This is a genomic window from Bacillus changyiensis, from assembly GCF_027706145.1.
Lineage (GTDB): Bacteria > Bacillota > Bacilli > Bacillales > Bacillaceae > Bacillus > Bacillus changyiensis.
In genome coordinates, this window is the sequence record NZ_JAQFWW010000001.1 from 634,501 (window position 1) to 653,249 (window position 18,749).

Annotated in this window: 18 protein-coding genes, 1 other RNA gene and 1 riboswitch; of the genes, 3 read left to right on the forward strand and 16 right to left on the reverse strand. The window is 37.3% G+C overall.

What is annotated here, in order from left to right:
- Positions 1–11: 11 nt before the first annotated feature.
- The 9 genes from PDT38_RS03375 to PDT38_RS03415 form a co-directional block, all read right to left on the reverse strand.
- Positions 12–3,566: a dynamin family protein gene (locus tag PDT38_RS03375; protein WP_270799019.1), complete on the reverse strand. Its 3,555-nt coding sequence runs from the start codon at positions 3,564–3,566 to the stop codon at positions 12–14.
- Positions 3,567–3,698: 132 nt separating this feature from the next.
- The gene (gene fbpC, locus PDT38_RS03380; RefSeq protein ID WP_317134942.1) at positions 3,699–3,800 is read right to left on the reverse strand and encodes a Fur-regulated basic protein FbpC; all 102 of its coding nucleotides are present in this window, start codon (positions 3,798–3,800) and stop codon (positions 3,699–3,701) included.
- Positions 3,801–4,024: 224 nt separating this feature from the next.
- Positions 4,025–5,341 carry a nucleobase:cation symporter-2 family protein gene (locus tag PDT38_RS03385; protein WP_270799020.1) on the reverse strand — a complete coding sequence of 439 codons (1,317 nt, stop codon included), beginning with the start codon at positions 5,339–5,341 and terminating at the stop codon, positions 4,025–4,027.
- A complete protein-coding gene (locus tag PDT38_RS03390; protein WP_270799021.1) occupies positions 5,338–5,922 on the reverse strand; it encodes a xanthine phosphoribosyltransferase in 585 nt (194 codons plus the stop codon). The genes PDT38_RS03385 and PDT38_RS03390 overlap by 4 nt, the downstream gene beginning before the upstream one ends.
- A 116-nt stretch (positions 5,923–6,038) precedes the next feature.
- Positions 6,039–6,139: riboswitch (purine riboswitch) on the reverse strand.
- A gap of 89 nt (positions 6,140–6,228) precedes the next feature.
- Positions 6,229–7,731 carry a carboxypeptidase M32 gene (locus PDT38_RS03395; protein WP_270799022.1) on the reverse strand — a complete coding sequence of 501 codons (1,503 nt, stop codon included), beginning with the start codon at positions 7,729–7,731 and terminating at the stop codon, positions 6,229–6,231.
- Between the two features lie 135 nt (positions 7,732–7,866).
- Entirely contained in the window at positions 7,867–9,798 is a 1,932-nt protein-coding gene (locus PDT38_RS03400) for an ATP-dependent DNA helicase (protein ID WP_270799024.1), read from the reverse strand.
- 101 nt (positions 9,799–9,899) lie between these two features.
- Positions 9,900–10,070 carry a hypothetical protein gene (locus tag PDT38_RS03405; protein WP_270799026.1) on the reverse strand — a complete coding sequence of 57 codons (171 nt, stop codon included), beginning with the start codon at positions 10,068–10,070 and terminating at the stop codon, positions 9,900–9,902.
- 154 nt (positions 10,071–10,224) lie between these two features.
- Positions 10,225–10,413, reverse strand: coding sequence for a hypothetical protein (locus PDT38_RS03410; RefSeq protein ID WP_270799027.1), 189 nt, complete (start codon positions 10,411–10,413; stop codon positions 10,225–10,227).
- A 550-nt stretch (positions 10,414–10,963) separates the two neighbouring features.
- The gene (locus tag PDT38_RS03415) at positions 10,964–11,341 is read right to left on the reverse strand and encodes an MFS transporter (RefSeq protein WP_270799029.1); all 378 of its coding nucleotides are present in this window, start codon (positions 11,339–11,341) and stop codon (positions 10,964–10,966) included.
- A 186-nt stretch (positions 11,342–11,527) separates the two neighbouring features.
- On the opposite strand from PDT38_RS03415, the gene PDT38_RS03420 reads away from it, so the two are divergent.
- Positions 11,528–12,121: a hypothetical protein gene (locus PDT38_RS03420; RefSeq protein WP_270799031.1), complete on the forward strand. Its 594-nt coding sequence runs from the start codon at positions 11,528–11,530 to the stop codon at positions 12,119–12,121.
- 47 nt (positions 12,122–12,168) lie between these two features.
- Here the strand turns inward: PDT38_RS03420 and safA are convergent, their stop codons facing one another.
- Complete coding sequence (gene safA, locus PDT38_RS03425) at positions 12,169–12,771, reverse strand: SafA/ExsA family spore coat assembly protein (protein ID WP_270799032.1); 603 nt, start codon at positions 12,769–12,771, stop codon at positions 12,169–12,171.
- A 94-nt stretch (positions 12,772–12,865) separates the two neighbouring features.
- Entirely contained in the window at positions 12,866–14,005 is a 1,140-nt protein-coding gene (locus PDT38_RS03430) for a THUMP domain-containing class I SAM-dependent RNA methyltransferase (protein ID WP_270799034.1), read from the reverse strand.
- 627 nt (positions 14,006–14,632) lie between these two features.
- Between PDT38_RS03430 and PDT38_RS03435 the strand changes: the two genes are divergently transcribed.
- Positions 14,633–14,920: a hypothetical protein gene (locus tag PDT38_RS03435; protein WP_270799036.1), complete on the forward strand. Its 288-nt coding sequence runs from the start codon at positions 14,633–14,635 to the stop codon at positions 14,918–14,920.
- Positions 14,921–14,922: 2 nt separating this feature from the next.
- Here PDT38_RS03435 and rnpB read toward each other — a convergent pair.
- The 5 genes from rnpB to PDT38_RS03460 form a co-directional block, all read right to left on the reverse strand.
- Positions 14,923–15,308, reverse strand: an RNA gene (gene rnpB, locus PDT38_RS03440) — RNase P RNA component class B.
- Positions 15,309–15,360: 52 nt separating this feature from the next.
- Positions 15,361–15,657 (reverse strand): cell division regulator GpsB, encoded by a 297-nt coding sequence (gene gpsB, locus PDT38_RS03445; protein WP_076763994.1) that lies wholly within the window; start codon positions 15,655–15,657, stop codon positions 15,361–15,363.
- An 80-nt stretch (positions 15,658–15,737) separates the two neighbouring features.
- Entirely contained in the window at positions 15,738–16,295 is a 558-nt protein-coding gene (locus tag PDT38_RS03450) for a DUF1273 domain-containing protein (RefSeq protein WP_270799037.1), read from the reverse strand.
- Positions 16,296–16,392: 97 nt separating this feature from the next.
- Positions 16,393–16,620: a CotD family spore coat protein gene (locus PDT38_RS03455; protein WP_270799038.1), complete on the reverse strand. Its 228-nt coding sequence runs from the start codon at positions 16,618–16,620 to the stop codon at positions 16,393–16,395.
- Between the two features lie 1,241 nt (positions 16,621–17,861).
- On the reverse strand, positions 17,862–18,005 hold the full coding sequence (locus PDT38_RS03460) for a hypothetical protein (RefSeq protein WP_270799039.1): 144 nt from the start codon (positions 18,003–18,005) through the stop codon (positions 17,862–17,864).
- Positions 18,006–18,252: 247 nt separating this feature from the next.
- On the opposite strand from PDT38_RS03460, the gene PDT38_RS03465 reads away from it, so the two are divergent.
- Positions 18,253–18,705, forward strand: coding sequence for a YrvL family regulatory protein (locus tag PDT38_RS03465; protein ID WP_270799040.1), 453 nt, complete (start codon positions 18,253–18,255; stop codon positions 18,703–18,705).
- Positions 18,706–18,749 lie beyond the last annotated feature (44 nt).

Here is an 18,749-nt window from a genome sequence, read left to right on the forward strand (position 1 = left end):
TATTTAGTCTATCATACCTTTATCAGCTGTTCTTGATATTCTTTTGCTGCTATGTATGCTTTTTCAATTTTTTCTCCTTCATCACTGTTTAATGGCTCAAGAAAATAACTTTCTTTTTGCTTCGCAATTTGTGCCATCGCTGTTTGAGTGACCATCTGTTGTAAGTTCTCAGCTCTTTGTTTGCAGCGGTCTAACAGCACCTGCCTTTCAGATTTGAACCAATCGTCTGTCATTTTTTTAAGTCTTGCTGTAAGTGCATCAATCAACACAGCTTTTCCGTTTTGTTGAAAAAACGCTTTTCCTGTTCGGTATTTTTTTAGTTCGTCTGCAAATGTCTCAATTCCGATCGAAACTTCCGCTTGTTCCTCATCTTCTTTATCCTGTGATTCAATTGTGAGATGGAACGAAAAGTAACGATTATCGTTTTGTTGTTCTGTGACACTTATCCATTGTTCATCAGCATATTTGATCATCATGTTTGCGACTCGGATATCAAGAGCTTTTAATTCTTGAATGAATTCGAATTCGTACTCTTTCAAACAGTTTTTTACAGTATGTTGTAGATTAGCCTGCCAATGACCATTTTGTAGTCCCGGGTGGATCTCAGCTTTAAACAAGTCATGAGCATAAAAGAAAAGGCGTTGCTGAATATAATAACATTGTTCTTTTATGTCCTTTTCCGTCATTAAAAAAACAAAATCGTCTAATTTGGCCGCTAATATAGCTGACCTGGCAGCTTCATAAGCTTTTTCAATTTGTTTTTTTTCTTCGTCTGCCTCTTGAACAGAGCGATGTAAAGAGCGATGTAAATGAAAAATCGTTTCACATAGTTTTTTTCCTTCATAAATGAGCTGATCGAGAGCGGCTTTTGTTAACCCTTTTTCAATAAAACATGACAGGTCATGACGCAATCGGCTGAAATCATTATAAGGCACAGTTGTTCCGGTTAGCTCTTGTTTGCTTGAGACATGGTAGATTTGCGGATGTTGAATACCCTGTTTTAAAAGTTCGCCCTTAACATATTCTTCAACTGTTGCTAATTCATCAGAACTTTTCGCTAAGTCCGTCGCATTTAAAACAAAAAACATTTTATCCATGCTGAAAGCATCTTTGATCAATCCAAGTTTATGTAAAAAGGAGCGATCCGCTTTTGAAAAAGCGTGCTGGTAATATGTTAAATAAAGAAGGGCATCAGCTTCGTTCATATATTGAAAAGCCACTTCCGAATGGCGCTTATTCATACTTCCTGCGCCTGGTGTATCAACAATTGTAATCCCTTTGTTTGTCATTGGTGTTTGTAAATAAACAATCACTTCACGAACGGCACAAGCTGTCTTTTCATCAACAGCGTATTGTTGGAGTTGATCGACAGGTATTGTCAGTGTATTCTGATTGATGATATCGTCTTGAAAACGGCTGTATGCTTCAAGCATATGTTCTGTAAGTAGATGCTGTTCTCGATCAAGCCTACCTTTTCTTAAGAGGTGTTGAAGCTGTTCAGAAAACGTTCGTCCTTTTGCTTTCACCATTTTTCCATCTAAAAGCTGATTCAATTCTGTCATCAACTCGGTTTCTGTTTTAAAGACAACATCAGCCGTACCATCCCTTTTCGTAGCTGATGGTTTGGTGACTTTATTAATTGTTGCAGTCGTCGGTGTTGGTGAAGATGGGAGCACTTTTTTTCCGCAAAGTGCATTGACAAATGAAGATTTGCCCGAACTAAAGGCTCCAAAAAGAGCCAATGTAAACTTCCTTGATTGAAATCGTTCAATTTTTTCAAGAAACTCCTCTCTTTGTTTTTTTAAAATCGGAATATCTTGTAATTGTTGTGTAAATTCAATAAACAAGCTGATATATTCGGACATACTCTTTATCTCGATAGATCCTTTTTCTGTATGGATTGGTTCCTGATAGAACGCAGTAGAATCAGTTCGTTTTATTTCAAGCGGATCTTGCAAGCTGTCTTTTTTTAGGATAAACCAGTCGGCAGCAACGGTCTCTCCGCTTACATCGGCTTTCCAGATCTTTTTCAGATGAGCTGCCTTTTCATGCAACTGTAGCTGCTCTTTGAGGACGATAAGCTTTCCTTTTTCATGTTCATATTCTTTTTTGAGAATAGTCGTTTTTTGTCCTTCTTTCTCATTCACAAGTTGATAAAATCGTTCGATAAAAACTTGAGCATTGATTTTCACAGTTCTCCTTATGTTGTCTGCCAATTCTTTTGTATAATTTAAGACATACTCTGGAGAAAAAGTTGCCCCTTTCTTTAGTGGCTTCACTAAATCGTCTTCAGTCATTTTTGTACTAAAATTCAGCAGATTCGTCAAAAAATCGCCATTTTTCATTTCATACTGTTGTGCAAATGTTTTAAATGTCTCAATGATATGCCAGTCGATCTCAGCTTGAACTCTTTTCTGGACATCTTGAAGAAGGGTATCTTGTCGTTTTTGTTTTTCTTCACGTGTTTTTGTTTTAGAAAAGAGAAAGCCTTTTTTAAAGCTTTTTTCATTAGCCTCTAAAAAAGCTTTGGCATATTCTCTCATCTCAAACGGTGTTAAATTTGCATTATCGATAATGGATTTTATTTCTTTATTGATATGTGATTCTACGGTTTTCTTAATCGCTTCCTTATCTTTTAACTGAACCTCTAAAGCCGCCAATTTTTTTGTTAAAGCCGCCATTTTCTCAAGCAGTTCATCATCTGTATTATGAATAAGCATTTCAATATGTTCATTCAATATGTCAGACACTTTTTGTTCCGTATTTGTCAAGAGCTGTTGTTCAGCTTGAGTTTGGAGGTGAGTCAATATTTCCTGAAGTTGTTTTAAATCATTCAGCTGATGATTTATGTCTGTGGCAGAAGTAAAAAAAAGCTGATCAGCCGTGATCCCTTCTTTAAGTAGCATATCAACAACCTGTTTTTTGTAGACTTGAAAATCTGTCTCACTTTCATCATGACGGTCAACTTGGTTGATAATGCAGTATATATTCGGGATTTTCCCTTTAATTGACCGTAAAAAATTTATATTTTCTTCAGAGTGAACATGGTTATAGTGCATGACATAAAACAAGGCATCAGCTTGATATAGAATCGATGATGTCGAAAGAAGATGAGCATCATCAGTTGAATCAATTCCAGGTGTATCGATCAAGACACTATGCGGAGCAATCCGATGAAAAGCTCCTTCAATTTCAATCATTTCAATTTGACTACCATCTTTACAATAGGCTTGTACGGTTTGTTTATCAAAGGAGCCTGAAATGAATCCCATTTTCCCATCTTGTGTATGGATTACGGTTTTGGGTTCCCCTTGGCGAATCAGGACAAGATTTGCGCTCGTTGGAATCGGGCTTGTCGGTAAAACGTCTTCTTGAAGAAGTGTATTTAACAATGAAGATTTTCCTGCTGAATAGTGGCCGGTCAATGCGATATACACTTCATTCTGAACCCATTTTCTAATAATCGCTGCAAGCTGAGCAGCCCGTTTTTCGTCTCCGTTTTTCTTCAATTGTTTGTAAATAACACCTGCTTTAGTCTTCAAACTGTCTTCTCTGTTTACATACATGATTATTTTCTTCCCCTTTTAAAACATTGTTGTCATTCATCCCTTACCCCTATTTTACACAACATTTCTCATATTTGCTTTAAGAGACACAAAAAAAGAAAACCCTAGGCTAGGCCTAGGGTTCCAATTTATTTATGCGGACCGCTTTGATATTCCTTTTAAGACAAATCCAATCATTAAGCTGTATGTACATACAGTTGCAAACAGAAAAAACGCAGTCATCTTTCTCACCATCCTAATGAGAATGTTTTTCACAATTTATTATAAATGAAATGAGAATCGTTTTCAATGTTAATTAGCAGATGTTACCCATTCAATTTCTTGATTAAATAAGTTGAGTTGATGTTATAAACTCGATTAAGTTTCATATTCACAGACTTTTTTCTGTTCATGGTGATTTTATCAATCTAAATCCCTATTCAATCAGATCGTAAAAAAACCCCACAAATCGTGAGGTTTTAAACTGCTGACTTTTCAGTTGCTACACGGTCTGGATGTTCAGACGGTCGCGAAAATGGATGAATATGAAAAATGGCATTCAATATAATAGCGGTTAAGCTTCCAGCAACAATCCCATTTTCCGTTAACAGCTTAACAGCATCTGGGAGCTGTTGAAACATTTGAGGAACAACCGTTACACCAAGTCCAATTCCTACTGAACAGGCGACAATTAACAGATTTTCTTGTTCAGCAAAGTCTACCCTACTGAGCATTTTAATTCCGTAAGCAATGACCATACCAAACATAGCCACCATCGCACCACCTAAAACCGGCTTGGGAATAACTGTTGTGAGAGCGGCCGCTTTCGGAAATAATCCTAATATAATGAGAAATACCCCAGCAAGAGCAATGACACTATTTTTTTTGACTCCCGTTAATTGGACAAGACCAACGTTTTGTGAATAAGCTGTATATGGAAAAGCGTTGAAAATGCCACCGAATAAAACAGCGATGCCTTCTGCCCGATACCCTTTCGCTAAATCTTTCTCTGTCAGTGACCGATCGGCTAAATCACCTAGTGCAAAATACACACCTGTAGATTCCACCAAGCTGACGATCAAGACAAGCGTCATTGTAATAATCGGAGTGACTTCAAACACTGGAGTCCCGAAGTAAAACGGGTGTATCATCTGCATCCACCCCGCATTTGCTACATCAGTAAAATCGACTTTTCCCATTAGACTTGCCGCAACAGTTCCAGCCAATAACCCGACTAAAATCGAGATTGATTTCAAGAAACCCTTTGTAAACCGGTTTAGAAGAATAATAGCCAAAAGAACTGAAAACGCTAATGCAAGGTTTGAAAGCGATCCGAAATCACGGCTTCCTTGACCACCTGCCATATTATTCATTGCTGTAGGGATCAGTGTAATCCCAATCACTGTTACAACAGATCCAGTGACAACAGGCGGAAAAAAGCGGACAAGTTTTCCGAAGAAAAAAGAAAATAAGATGATGATCAGGCCGCCGGCTATGATACTTCCGTAAATCGCCGGAATTCCGTATTTTGATGCAATTGTAATCATTGGAGATACAGCTGTAAACGTACATCCTAAAACAACAGGTAAACCGATTCCGAAAAAACGATTTTTCCAGACTTGCAGAAGTGTAGCAATTCCGCACATTAGAATATCGGCAGATACAAGATAAGTCAGTTGCTCTGTTGTTAATCCAAGAGCGTCTCCAACGATAAGAGGAACCATAACGGCCCCCGCATACATGGCAAGAACATGCTGGATACTTAAAGAAACGGTTTTACCGGCTGAGAGTTTCATGAGTGAACCTCCTCTAAAAAGGTTACTTGTCCGCCTGTAAGTGATTGAATTCTGGCAAGGGACTCAACTTTGTGTCCTAGTTCGTCAAGCTCACTTCTGCCGTTTTGGAATGATTTTTCAATGACAATTCCAATGCCACTCACGTTTGCACCGGCTTGTTCGATGATGGAAACAAGCCCTTTAGCCGCTTGTCCATTCGCTAAAAAGTCGTCAATGACTAGCACTCTATCATTTTTTGATATGTGAGTGGCTGATACAGCGATCGTACTTTCCGTTTTCTTTGTAAACGAGTAAATAGAAGCAGTCAGTAAATTCTCTGTCAAAGTAAGCGATTGCCGTTTTCTGGCAAAAATGACCGGTACACCAAGTTTCAAACCAGTCATCACAGCAGGTGCAATACCCGAAGATTCAATCGTAACAATCTTTGTAATTCCTTCATTCTGAAAAAGAGAAGCGAACTCGTTACCGATCGCCATCATTAATTCTGGATCGATTTGATGATTTAAAAAGGCATCCACCTTTAAGACTTCATCAGACAAAACGGTTCCTTCTTCAATAATTTTTTGTTTAAGCAGTTCCATATTATATAACCTCCAGTAATGAGATACCCCTTATCAAAAAAAAGCACTGCCCACTCGTTAAATTAATCGAGCGGGCAGTGCTAAACAGAAAAAATCGGCTGTTTCCATACAGACGTTTTTACATCAAGCCCACTCATAGTCGGAACATTTACGGTGCCCGGTAGAAACTTGTGTGCCATATTCACACGATTATATGAGTGATATAATGTATCAAATTATAACAACTTTCTGTTGGAATGGAAAGATAAAATTCAAAAAAGAGTTTATCCTACAAAAAAACCCTCCGACATTTGGAGGGAATTTCACCTATAGATACAATGTTGTATACTTTTCTTCTAAATAATGAATCAAATAACGGATATTTAACTCTTCACCTGTTGCAGTCTTTATCATATCAAGCGGTTTTTTTCTTTTCCCATGAATATGGACTCGTTCTGTAAGCCACTTTCTAATCGGCTGAAAATTGCCTTTTTCAATGAACTGATCAAATTCAGGAAGTTCTTCAAGCAGCTTTTCTCTCAGTTGAGCTGCATACATATAGCCGAGTGCATAGGAAGGAAAATAACCAAAACTACCGTCTGACCAGTGTACATCTTGTAAAATGCCTTCAGCATCATTAGGAGGTGTAATTCCCAAGTATGCTTCATATTTTTCATTCCACAGACTTGGTAATTCTTCTACTGATACTTCATCACTGTAAATGGCTTTTTCGATTTCATAGCGAACCATAATATGTAGCGGATAAGTCAGTTCATCTGCTTCAGTTCGAATCAATGAAGGTTTAGACTCATTAACTGCCCTGTAAAATGCATCAGCTGTCACCTGTTCAAATTGTTGGGGAGAGGCTTCTTTCATTTTATAAAAATATTGTTTCCAAAAGCCGCGATGTCTGGCAATAAAGTTTTCATAAAATAAAGACTGGGACTCGTGAATCCCCATTGAAGCACCGTCAAATAAATTTGTTCCGCTTAAAGCTTTATCTACGTTCTGTTCGTAAATAGCATGCCCACATTCATGGATCGTTCCAAAAATAGCCGAACGAAAATCGCTTTCGTTAAACGAAGTAGTGACCCGGGCATCCCCACTGTTGATTGTGATTTGGAAAGGGTGAACACTCTCATCAAGACGGCCAGCATCAAAGTCATAACCAAGTTTCTCTAAGAAGAAATGACATAGTTCACGTTGGCGTTCTTTCGGAAAATGTTTATAAACAAAACTTGTATCAGGTTTATTTGGACTGTCAGCAATTTTTTGGACGAGCGGAACGATGGACTTCCTTAATTCAGCAAATAATTGATCTAATGTATCGACTGTTACACCTGGTTCATATAGATCTAAAAGCGCATTATAAGGATGCCCATCATAACCCCAATATGTAATAAAACGCTTGTTATATTCAATTAACTTTTCTAAGTATGGGGAAAACAGTGAAAAATCTGATGCTTTTTTTGCCTCTTCCCAAACCGATTCTGCTTTGGATTTCAGGATCATATATTCTTTAAATTCATGTTCAGGAATCGTTTTATTACGTTCATACTCTTTTTTTGCTTCTTCAAGCGCTCTTAGTGTATCCTCTGGTAATTGCTCTTTTTGTTCAAACAAAACCGTTAAAAGTTCATTCATTCGTGCGGATGTTTTCATTTGATAAATATCAGCCGATAATTGCCCAATCGCTTCAAATCGTTCTTCTCTCGCTTTTTTCGGTGTACCAGTTCTCATATCCCAATACATTAACTTGTACGCTTGTTCATATTTACTAATTTTCTGTAATGTTTCTAAAAATTCTTCTTCATAAGCAAGTAAACTCATATCGCTCCCCCTATCTTTCTGAATACATGCGAATGTAATCAGACTAATGGAAATATTTAAGAAAGTCAACTTTTCTGCAATATTAAAAAGGCTAGTGAATTGGAGTTATAAAATCCAAATCACTAGCCTCATTTATTATTTGTCTAAATAAACAGGTTGAACAGGAAGAACTGCTTCTACTTGATCGATAACACTCAATTCTTGATCAGTCGCAACAAAGATATGAATCATCCCCCGATCTTCATTGGTACGAATAAGTCTACCAATTCCTTGCCGAAGTCTTAACAGCATATACGGGAGATCGACCTCATGAAAGGCATCTTTTACACCGCTTCGTTTTGCCTCAAAAACAGGGTCTTGCGGTGGAAAAGGCAATGACCAAATCACCACATTTTGCAAAGATTCACCTGGAATATCAAGTCCTTCCCACAGGTGAACTGCACAAAGAGCTGACTCTTCAATGTTTTGAAATTTTTCAACGATCGTACTGATTTCTTCATCACCTTCGAAATAGACAGGAAACGGAAGATTCTGGTGTGTGACTTGTTGTTTGAAGACATCAAGTTCCTCAAAAGATGGAAATAGGATGAGTGTTCGTCCATTCAAGGCTTTCATGCTTTTGAACGTCTGATCTCCTTTTTCCGTTACATTTCCTTCCGTTAGGCGATGGATATATACTTTCATTTGCTCTTCGTAGTCATAAGGAGAGTCAACTGTAAGGGATAAATAATCGCGAATGCCAAGACTTTTTGCCAAATAATCAAAAGAACCACTTTCCGACAATGTTGCTGACGAAAAAATATATGGCATTTGTTTAGCAAACACTTTTTCTCCAAGCACTTCAGAAACCGTTCTTGGCATAACGACAAAAGTTGCATCCTGTTCTTTTTGTTCAAGCCAGGAAATCGCTTGCTTTTGATAGAGAGAAAGTGAGTACGCCATTTGCTCGAGATATTCTTCGACAACAGCTAAAGCGTACTGATCCATCGTATATAGTTGACTTTCCAAAACAAGTGCTTCACCGATTTTTTCTAGTAAACGATATAGAGTGTCCGCTGCTTCTTTTACGCTCTGGTCGTCTTTGATGCGCAAGCGCTCTGACCCTTTTGCTTTCTCAGCATGGCTTGAAAGCAGTTGAAAAAATTGGTCATTGACATGGAGCGCCTCTTCAACAAGTTCGGCAAACTCTTCTCTGTTGTTATTACCGAGTAGACGTTCAAGAAACATTTCTAATGTCGTTTGTTTTACTCTGTATGTTAGCGCTTTTTGTGCTGCAAATTCTAAGAGATGCCCTTCATCAAACACAACCGAACTATGCTCAGGCAAAAGCGGAAGTTGACCTTCTCGTTTTCTTGCTTCTTCTGTCCAAACATGCTCCATGTAGAAATCATGGGAACAAATAATGAAATCGGTTGATTTACGGTAATAATCCCTTGATAAAGTAAGTCCACAGCGGTGTCTCATATCACAAGTAAGACAATCTTGAAACGAATCATACCCGATCTCATTCCACTCATCATTTGATAATGACGAATATTCTTTTCTTCCACCATATGGGTAAAATGATTGCATACCTTGAGACTCATGGACAAATGATGGCAAAGCTTCATAAAGGTCAAGCCATTTTTCATCATCAGAACCTTGCATCGTTTTCTCAAGTTTTTTCAAACAAAGATATTGATCATGGGATTTACTAAGCCTTGTGTCAATCTTCAAACCAAGGTGCTCAGAAATTTTATAAATATCACCTTCTTTTTTGACAAGCTGTTCAATCAATGTTTCATCCGCACAAGCAATAATCGCCGGTTTCCCTGTGTACCTAGCATAACTGACAGCATAGAGAAGATAAACAAGCGTTTTTCCTGTTCCGACACCAGCTTCTGCAAACATGACCTTCTTTTCTTTAAATGCCCGTTCCAATTGAAAAGCCATAAATATTTGCTCGTCCCGCAAATCAAAGCCTTTTTCAGGAAGAATATCGTAAAATACATCACCAATCCAATTATTCAGTTCTTCATAAAAATTTTTTGTTTTTGTTAAAGAAAAAGGCAGACGAGATGCTGTCACCTGTTCCAACCCCTAACTATCAAGATTTCAGAACTTTTATCCTATCACTTTCGATTTAGAAATTCAACAAGAAACCGTTTTACGAGAGGGGCGCTTAAAGCTTATTTCCAATCAATTGAATACGGTAAAAACGGATGATCAGTTGATTGCAGGTGGCTGATTGCATGAGCAAGGTTTTCTTTTGCATATGTAAGTTGCACTTTAGCCGAACCATCCAAACTAGATAATCCCTCTAGCGCTTTTTGAATCATTTGAATATGCTCGCTGTTCATAAATTCACCTCATGATTTATTTCAATAATCCCGAGTATATGCAGGTTTATTTTGTTTTATACAAGTTGATGACTTTAAAACGTCACAACTTATTTTTCTGCTGTTAACCATCATGATATCTCGTTTCTGAAACTGTTAACTGCTTTTCCGCCTTCTACAACCAGTATGGACCAATCAGAATAAAACAAGCCAAAACAACAAATGGAACGGTATAACTTTTAAAACAGTAGACTGCATAACCGAATGCTGCAGGTGCAAACACAATAAACAGCTGATTGATGGTCAAACCTACACTTACTGTTGTCGCAACAGCCTCTGATTTAGCTTTCAGGTAGGAGAACAATAAATAAACTGAACCAACCCATACCGAGAAAACCAAACGTGAAGGATAAGCTTAAAAGCAAAAGATCGTTTGACTGATGAGGTATCGCCAGAAAGATCATCAAAACAGCAGTTGACCAAATCGTTATTATTAAAGGTTTGATTCGGTTACCATCAAACAATGTATTACTCACCCAAAAAAGTATCATTCTTCCACACATTCCCCCGACTAATGCTACACTTAACAACATACCTGATTCTGAAAGGGATTTATGGAGACCGTGATTTAAATAACTCATAAATGAGAGACAATAATTAGTTGAACTGAAATCATGCTACAGCCAATTAAAAAAATCGGATATAGATACGTATCTTTTTTTATCAGGTTCACCTTTTCTTTCAATGTCATCTGATCTTTGCTTTTTATAGCACAACCTTTGACATCCCTATAAAAGATTAAAAAGAGGACACCTCCGATAAAGGCAACCAACCTTGTACTAAAATGGCTTCATTTAACCCATAGCGACTGCTCCACCTAGTGGAATACCTGTTTGTCTGATCCACCTCTATTTTTACGTGGAAACCACTCTCCCTCCTGGTTGAGCGGTACCATACCAAACACCAGTAAATCGTAAAATAATCAGTAAACTAAAAAAACTTTGTGCAAAGTAAGCAAGGGAAATATTTAATCCTAATAAAATAGCTCCCAATCCAATACTCCAGCGCTTTCCATAACGATCCATCAAGTCACCTAAACAGATCATTGAGAAAATAGGCCCAATGTTAATAACAGAAACGATGATTCCTGTTTCAAAATGAGATAAATGCAATGATTGTTGATAAAAAGTCGCTAAAGGACCTGTTCCATAGGTTACAAAAGTAGCGCATCCCTGTGCAAAGGTTGCGATCATTAATGCGATCCATTTATATTTACCCTGATCCCGCCTCACTTTATATCCCTCACTTACATATTTTTTACATTTCAAATCGTAACATCTTAAAAATGGGAACACTAGAAATTTGCACAAGAAATGAAAGACAATGTGCTAAATATCTATATCATCTACCCAAACTATTCCATTCTTTTATCATATCTTGTAGAGAATTCAAAAATTAATAGACTGAGGTGGAGACTTATGTATTATTACGGGCCGTATCAGAAAGATGACTGGGATTATCATGAATATCACGATTATGATCCCTATAAAAAAGAGCATGATATGAAATTTTATGATACACCTTGTATGAAAGATGGCTATGAGCCTTGTGGAAAATATCATCACCATTATGATGAACCTTGTGGAAAATGCCACGAGTATGGTTATGATAAACCTTGTCACCATTACGAAAAAGACTTTTATAAACCTAGCGAGAAGTATCATGAGTATGATGGAAAAGAAGATATCTATTACCATGAGCATTATCATAAAGATTTTTATGAGCCTTGTGGGAAGCATGAGCACTATCATAAAGATTTTTATGAGCCTTGTGGGAAGCATGAGCACTATCATAAAGATTTTTATGAGCCTTGCGGGAAGCATGAGCACTATCATGAACATGACAAGAAAGGCTATTATGAGCCTTGCGGAAAATATTACGAACATGAACCTTATAGGAAAGACTGTCATAGGCCTTGTAAGAGACATCATAGCCCATGTAAAAAACACTGCTCTAGACATGACAAAAAACGTCACTCATATAAAAAGAAAAATGAATCCTGGATTATGTAAAAACTGCTTTAGGAAAACAACTAAAATAGGGAGGTAAGAGTCCTCCCTTATTTGCTAATAAATTGTTGTGTCCAATAATGTCTTCCTGTACCCCCAGCGGCATAACCTACACCTATATGGGTATATTGAGCACTTAAAATATTCGCTCTGTGACCAGAACTGTTCATCCACGATTGCATAACAGTCTGCGGTGTTGACTGACCTTTTGCAATATTTTCACCAGCAGTCTTATAACTAATACCAAAAGCTTTAATCATTTGAAAAGGGCTTCCATATGTTGGGCTTTGATGTGAAAAATAGTTTTTATCTCTCATATCCATACTTTTGTATCTTGCCACCCTTGATAACTCCCAATCCTCTACTAGCGGCTTTAAACCTGCTTTTGCTCTTTCTTGGTTGACAAGTTGAATGACTTGCTTCTCTACAGATTTTTCCGTAATGGTTGGGATATTTACTTTTTGATTCGGATAAATTAAATCGGGACGTGGAATTTGCGGGTTGGCCCCGATGAGTTCCTTAATCCCAACCTGATATTTGACGGCTATTTTCCATAAGCTATCCCCTGGTTGGACTGTATATGTTGTGGCTCCAAGAGCAACCACAGGAAAAAGGAATAGCGCTAATATACTTGTTAAACATATTTTTTTCATGTTCACCTTTCCTTTCCCACATAATTTAACCCATTATGTTTAATTGATACCCAAATGAAAAAACTGCCGACAGTGTCGACAGTTCACATGTGAGTTATTTATTTCTTGGCGGTCTTTTCCCCCAATATTGATAATAGTCTGTTTTAATAAAACCGTTAAAGAGCTTTCGTTTTTTCGTCGCTTTTTTTCCGTAACACTCTTCAAACTGTTCGTTTGAGGTGAGGATATAGATTGACCATGTATCAAGTCCAGCGAAAGTTTTTCCCATATCCCGATACATATTTTCAACAGCATGCTTTTCACCAAGACGTTCACCATACGGCGGATTTCCGACGATCACTCCATACTCCGCTTTTGTCGTGAAGTCTTTTACTTGCATCTGCTTATATTGAATAATATCAGCCAAACCGGCTTCTTCGGTATTCGTCTTCGCGATTTCAATCATGCGATGATCCAAATCATATCCGTAAATTGACAATGGTTGATCATAATTGGCTTTTTCTTCAACCTCTAGCCGCGCTTTATCCCAGGCCTCTTTCCCGATCCATTCCCATTCTTCTGAAACAAATCCTCTGTTAAAACCTGGTGCAATATTTTGTCCAATTAAGGCCGCTTCAATTGGAATCGTTCCAGAGCCGCAAAACGGATCAACAAACGGTCTGTCCGGTGTCCAGTTTGTTAACAGAATAAGGGCAGCAGCAAGCGTTTCTTTTAAAGGTGCTTCTCCCTGACCGACACGATATCCTCTTTTATGGAGTCCTATTCCAGAGGAATCAAGTGTGATCATCGCCCTATCCTTTAAAAGAGAGATCTCGACTTTATACTCAGGACCTGTTTCTTCAAGCCATTCGCTCCCCTTTTGATATTGTGCTTTCAGCTTTTCAGCTATCGCTTTTTTAACAATACGTTGACAATCAGGCACACTGGCAAGTACAGATTTGACCGATTTTCCGATAACAGGAAAATTCGCATTCTCAGGTATAAAGGACTGCCAATCAATTGCTTTTGTTTGTTCAAATAATTCATCAAATGTTTTCGCAGTAAATTCCGCAACTTGAATTTTGATTCTGTCGGCCGTTCTCAACCACAGGTTTGCTCTGCAAATTGCCAGTGCATCACCTTCAAAAATGATCTTTCCATTATCAACAATACAATCGTATCCTAATTCGCGCACCTCTTTTGCAACAATCGCTTCAATTCCCATCGGTGCAGTTGCAATTATTTTATATTTCATCTATAACACCTTCTTTTATATGTATGTCTTTCATATGAAGAGGCGTCCCAAAACCTAGGGAACCTCTTCTTTTTTGAATCGTTTTGCCTGAGCATTTCGCAACTGTTATCTTTATATACAAATATATGTTCTCAAATATATCATATTTTGTTTCATTTGTAATGATATCAAACACTTTTTGTTCCAATCCTGAACAGAAACTCTGCTACTTGGTTATCAGTCGATCTAAACCCCAAAAATACAAAGAATCTATAACCAAAAACATCCATATATGCATTAATGTTATGGAAAAAACCAGCAGATGACCTGATTTGAGCTGACTTAATAGAAAAGGCCCGTGGCAGCAGCTCCTAAACAAGCACCTACACGTAGCATACCCTCAATCATTCCGATCAACATTGAATACCTGAAAGCCAAGTAGTAAATAAAATATTCAAGATGAACACACAACATATAGTAAGTGTAAGACTGTAAAAGTTTTTTCCAATCCAAAATTGATCTACTATTTCTAAAAAATGTTCAGATGCTGGCCTTTTCCTCTACGACAAGGATATTTGAGCTTAGTTCAACTGCATTACTCCCATAGAAAAGCCATTTATTACTGACCTCAACTTAAGGGGCTTCTGAATGGTTCGCTTTATGTACTACTTCCCTGTGAACGCTATGAATGAGCGCGGTGCACCAATCTGGCATCCTCATCCATTGGCAATGTTCATAATAGCCGAAAAAGGGACATATGCCACTTTATCAAGTATGACAATTAAAACTACTCTGTATGCTCATATTTTGGTTGACGAACTTGAGGGAGTTATTTTGTACAGCCGTTTTCTTCCCACAAAAAAAGCCGATAAACCGTCTTTGACAGTTCATCAGCTTTTATGTTTTACCATTGTAATCTTAATGACTGATCTATAACGTTCTGTAAGCCATGTTTTGTTCCTTCGTACTGCAAATGGCAATCAGCCTCGTACTCAGGTGGTAATCATCTATCTACAGAGTCATCTCTGTCCTTCCTTCCGTTCATTTCCGTCCAGAAGGTTCCCCTACCAAAATTTGGGTTTCTCGCTCGAGGGGTTTACCTCGTTCCACTCTCATCATTTCTAATGAGACTTCGTCACTGTGGCACTTTCAAGGATACTAAACCATATCTCAAAGACTTAGGCTTTTCTCCTGCCGTCAGCCTAAAAAATAGACTGCCCTAGCTTATGACTTCGCTAGGCACGAACACTACAGGCATCTCAGCCTGTGCGAGCATGGACTTTCCTCTACAGATCTTTACAATCTGCAGCGATTACCCGAACGTTAAGACATATATCATTATATCCTACAACACTTTAAAAGACAATGGTTTTTCCTCAATCGTATAATTTACTTCCAAATACATGTTTTTCCAAATTAGATAACCGTTTCAAAATATCAAAATTGGTTGTATTTGATTGAGCTGGCTGTCGTTTGCTGGCTTCTTCCAGCTGTTTTTTCAAGTGCAGGTTTTCCTGCTGTAGTTCTTCAATTTCTTGATGGAATGCTTCATAATCTTTAATGACCATATCCAAAAATTTGTCAACATCTTCCTGTTTATAGCCTCTAACTCCTGTTTTAAACTCTTTTTCCAAAATTTCTTTAGCAGAAAGCTTCACTTTATCAGCAAGCATCTTTTTCACCTCATATCGTGAATCATCATATTATATTTTTTCAGAAATCGTTTCTGATGTCAAATTTTCTCTTCGTCATTTTATTCTGATTCGCCAGAAAAACCGACATCTTCAACCGTCATTCGCAGATCATCCATTGTGATGGTGAAAATAGGATAGTCGCGTTTTTCCTGAGCTTTTTTTGCTTCATTCATCATATATATAGGCGACCCTTCAATTTCTTCATCATAAAGAATTAACAGAGCATTAGATTTTTCGATGAAAAATCGATTTTTTTGCTTAAATTGTAACGGGCTTTCATATGGCCTATTTGTCAGGCTTTCCGTATAATCACTTTGTGCCAATACGGCATGGTACCGCTCTTTATTTACTTCATTCCAATTCTTCTCTTGGCAAGTAAAAGGGGTAATCACTGCCACTTTTAGCTCCGGATGTTCTTCTTGAAGAGAAAAAACGGTTTCCGCAGCCCATATTTCTGTTCCTAGCTGGCCTGAGATGAGAATCCATTCCAGTCCTTCATCGAGCAAAGTGAGAATTCGGTTTTCAAGTGCCTTTTTTATGTAAAACAAAGCTTGATCATCTTGTTTAAAAATACCGATTTCATATGGTTTGTAGCCAGTGACCGCCAATACTTTCATTTGCATCACCTAATTTTAAAAATGGGGCCTGAATTCGCCCCATTTTTACAGATTTGTTTAAATTGAATATGCCTTGATTCATCCTGTTGAAGTCCTGTTAGTAACCGATGCCAGGTCCCGGTCCAGGACTAACAAAATGCTGATGTGTCGTTTGCCCAACCGTTGATTGGGTTTGCGGAAAGTAGTGAACGTGCTGAAAATGCTGATGATTCATATTGGTTGTATGCTGTGGATGGATATGTGGTACGACAGTTTCTCCATAGCAATGATTGTAACAGCATTGAGTAGGATGACAAATCGGTGGCATCACATTTTTACAGTGCATGTTAAATCCCCTTTCTGTAGCTTCTATATACACTATTAAACTATGAAGCAGGGGGTGAACATGTACTAATATAAAAACCTATTTTAAAAGTAAGCAATAAAGCTTTCCTTGAAATTAGTCAAAATAAAGATCACAAACAGTATCAAAACAAAGAACAAATAAAACAATCCCTTATACATATCGACGCTCCCTTCATTATGTCTAACGTTATTTTACAAGAATTTCTCTTGTTCTACAATTGATAACATGTGTTAAATATTTGAATGATGAAGAACGTCGTAATTTGCGCTTACCCAGGAAATATTGCTTCCCTCTTCTCCACCGTTTTTCCCGAACCAAGCCACTTGCAAACACAACGGTTATAAGCTGACTTGCTTCAGACCGAAATTGTAATTTGGTGGATCAGCTGTTTCACACTGATGCATGTTTCTTCTTTTGCCATCACTCAATCTAAACGTTTCGTTTTTTCAGCATCGGCAAAGTTATGATACCAAGCCCGCAATAACTCGCTCTTACCATCTCCGTCAATCTGCCATATGAAGTCTTATTGTTGGCTCATCAAGCAAGGAAATGTTTCCCGATCGATATAACTGATTGGCTCATTTCACCTTTGACATTCACCGTGTGAGCTACTTCTTCGCTCCGAAAAAACGAAGTGCCTTTATGACTGACATGTCTAAAACATCTGATATAGATTTATCACTTAATTTATACTGATGAAAATCGTTTACCATGACACGTTTCACAAGTGGTTCTGACACTCTCAAGACATGCAAAATCAGTATTTAAATCCACTTACAAGCCCCTTTTTGAATGAAAGCTAATCACTCAGTTAGCAAGGTTTAAAAATGTAAGTAAAAGTTGTTTAGCGTTACACCGTCTTTAAGATTGGCTCCTAAATAAAAAAAACAGTCATTATAACTGCTCTCATCAAAAGTGTGCCGAAAAATAAACAGTGGTTTGTTTTATCACCTTGTTAAACCATTCTGTTAACATAATAAAATTATCGTCGATTGGAACATGATCAAAAAACAATTTTAACTTATTAAACTCTTCTTGGTCTCCTCATATTTTGATGAAACACCACATTGGTCTCCTCATATTTTGATGAAACACCACAAATGAAGGGATTGATTTGAATAGTGCGAATGGTTGTTTTTTTCTTTTATTTTAACAATTTGGTCAGATGGTATCTGAAATGATATAGGTACTTTTTTAAACACTTCTCAATAAAATAGCAGTTAATTATAATTGTAAGCAAGAACGCCTTTAATTGAAGTGGCAATTCCGATCACTCCAGAAAATCCCACTGCACACTCATCATAAGTCAAATATTGTTTCTTGGAGCTGTTCACTTCCAGCCATTTTTGATTTAAATTCTTCAATGGCTTTTTATTCTAAATTTATCATACTGTCCTCTCTCTATTGTGAATTTTTTGAAAGAAACCAAGAAAGCATGAATGTTTTTCCTGTTATGTCATACATTTCATTAAAAATGGTGACACTCGACCCTATTCTTTTCAATTGGTTTTTTTGTTAAAATATATAAATATTAAAACATAGCATTCACAGATCGGGGTTCTGACATTTTCTCGACATTGAATAGTTTTTGGGGAGGAGTACAATCGATTCATGCGCAAAAATGATGTGCCTTTTAAACATTTAAACTTAAAATCTAAATTAACTATAATCATTTCTCTCGGCATGATTTTTTTTATCGGTCTCTCTATCTTTTTGTTTGCGGTTTTCTTTGGTGCCATTGGGTTTTTTAGGATTTTTGAGGTGTCTTATGCATCATATACATCCATTTCGCTTTTTATTTTTGTTTGTTTTTTAGTTGGGGGAGTTTTTGAGGTGATTGGCAAGATTTTAATTACGATCGCCTCCATATCAATAGAACATGTTACTTTATATTTTTGTTTAAAGTTTGTGATCGATCTTATCATGAATTTGCTCACATTTCATATTGCGGATCAATTCGTTGATGATGTTTTTGTCCCTTCAAATACCCTTCTGATTGCTGCAATCTTCTTCTCGATTATAGAAGCTGTATTTGATATGAAACATGCTAATCAGACAGATTAAGCGCATAAAAAGAAAATAGACCTCTCCCCTATAATGTCAGGGAT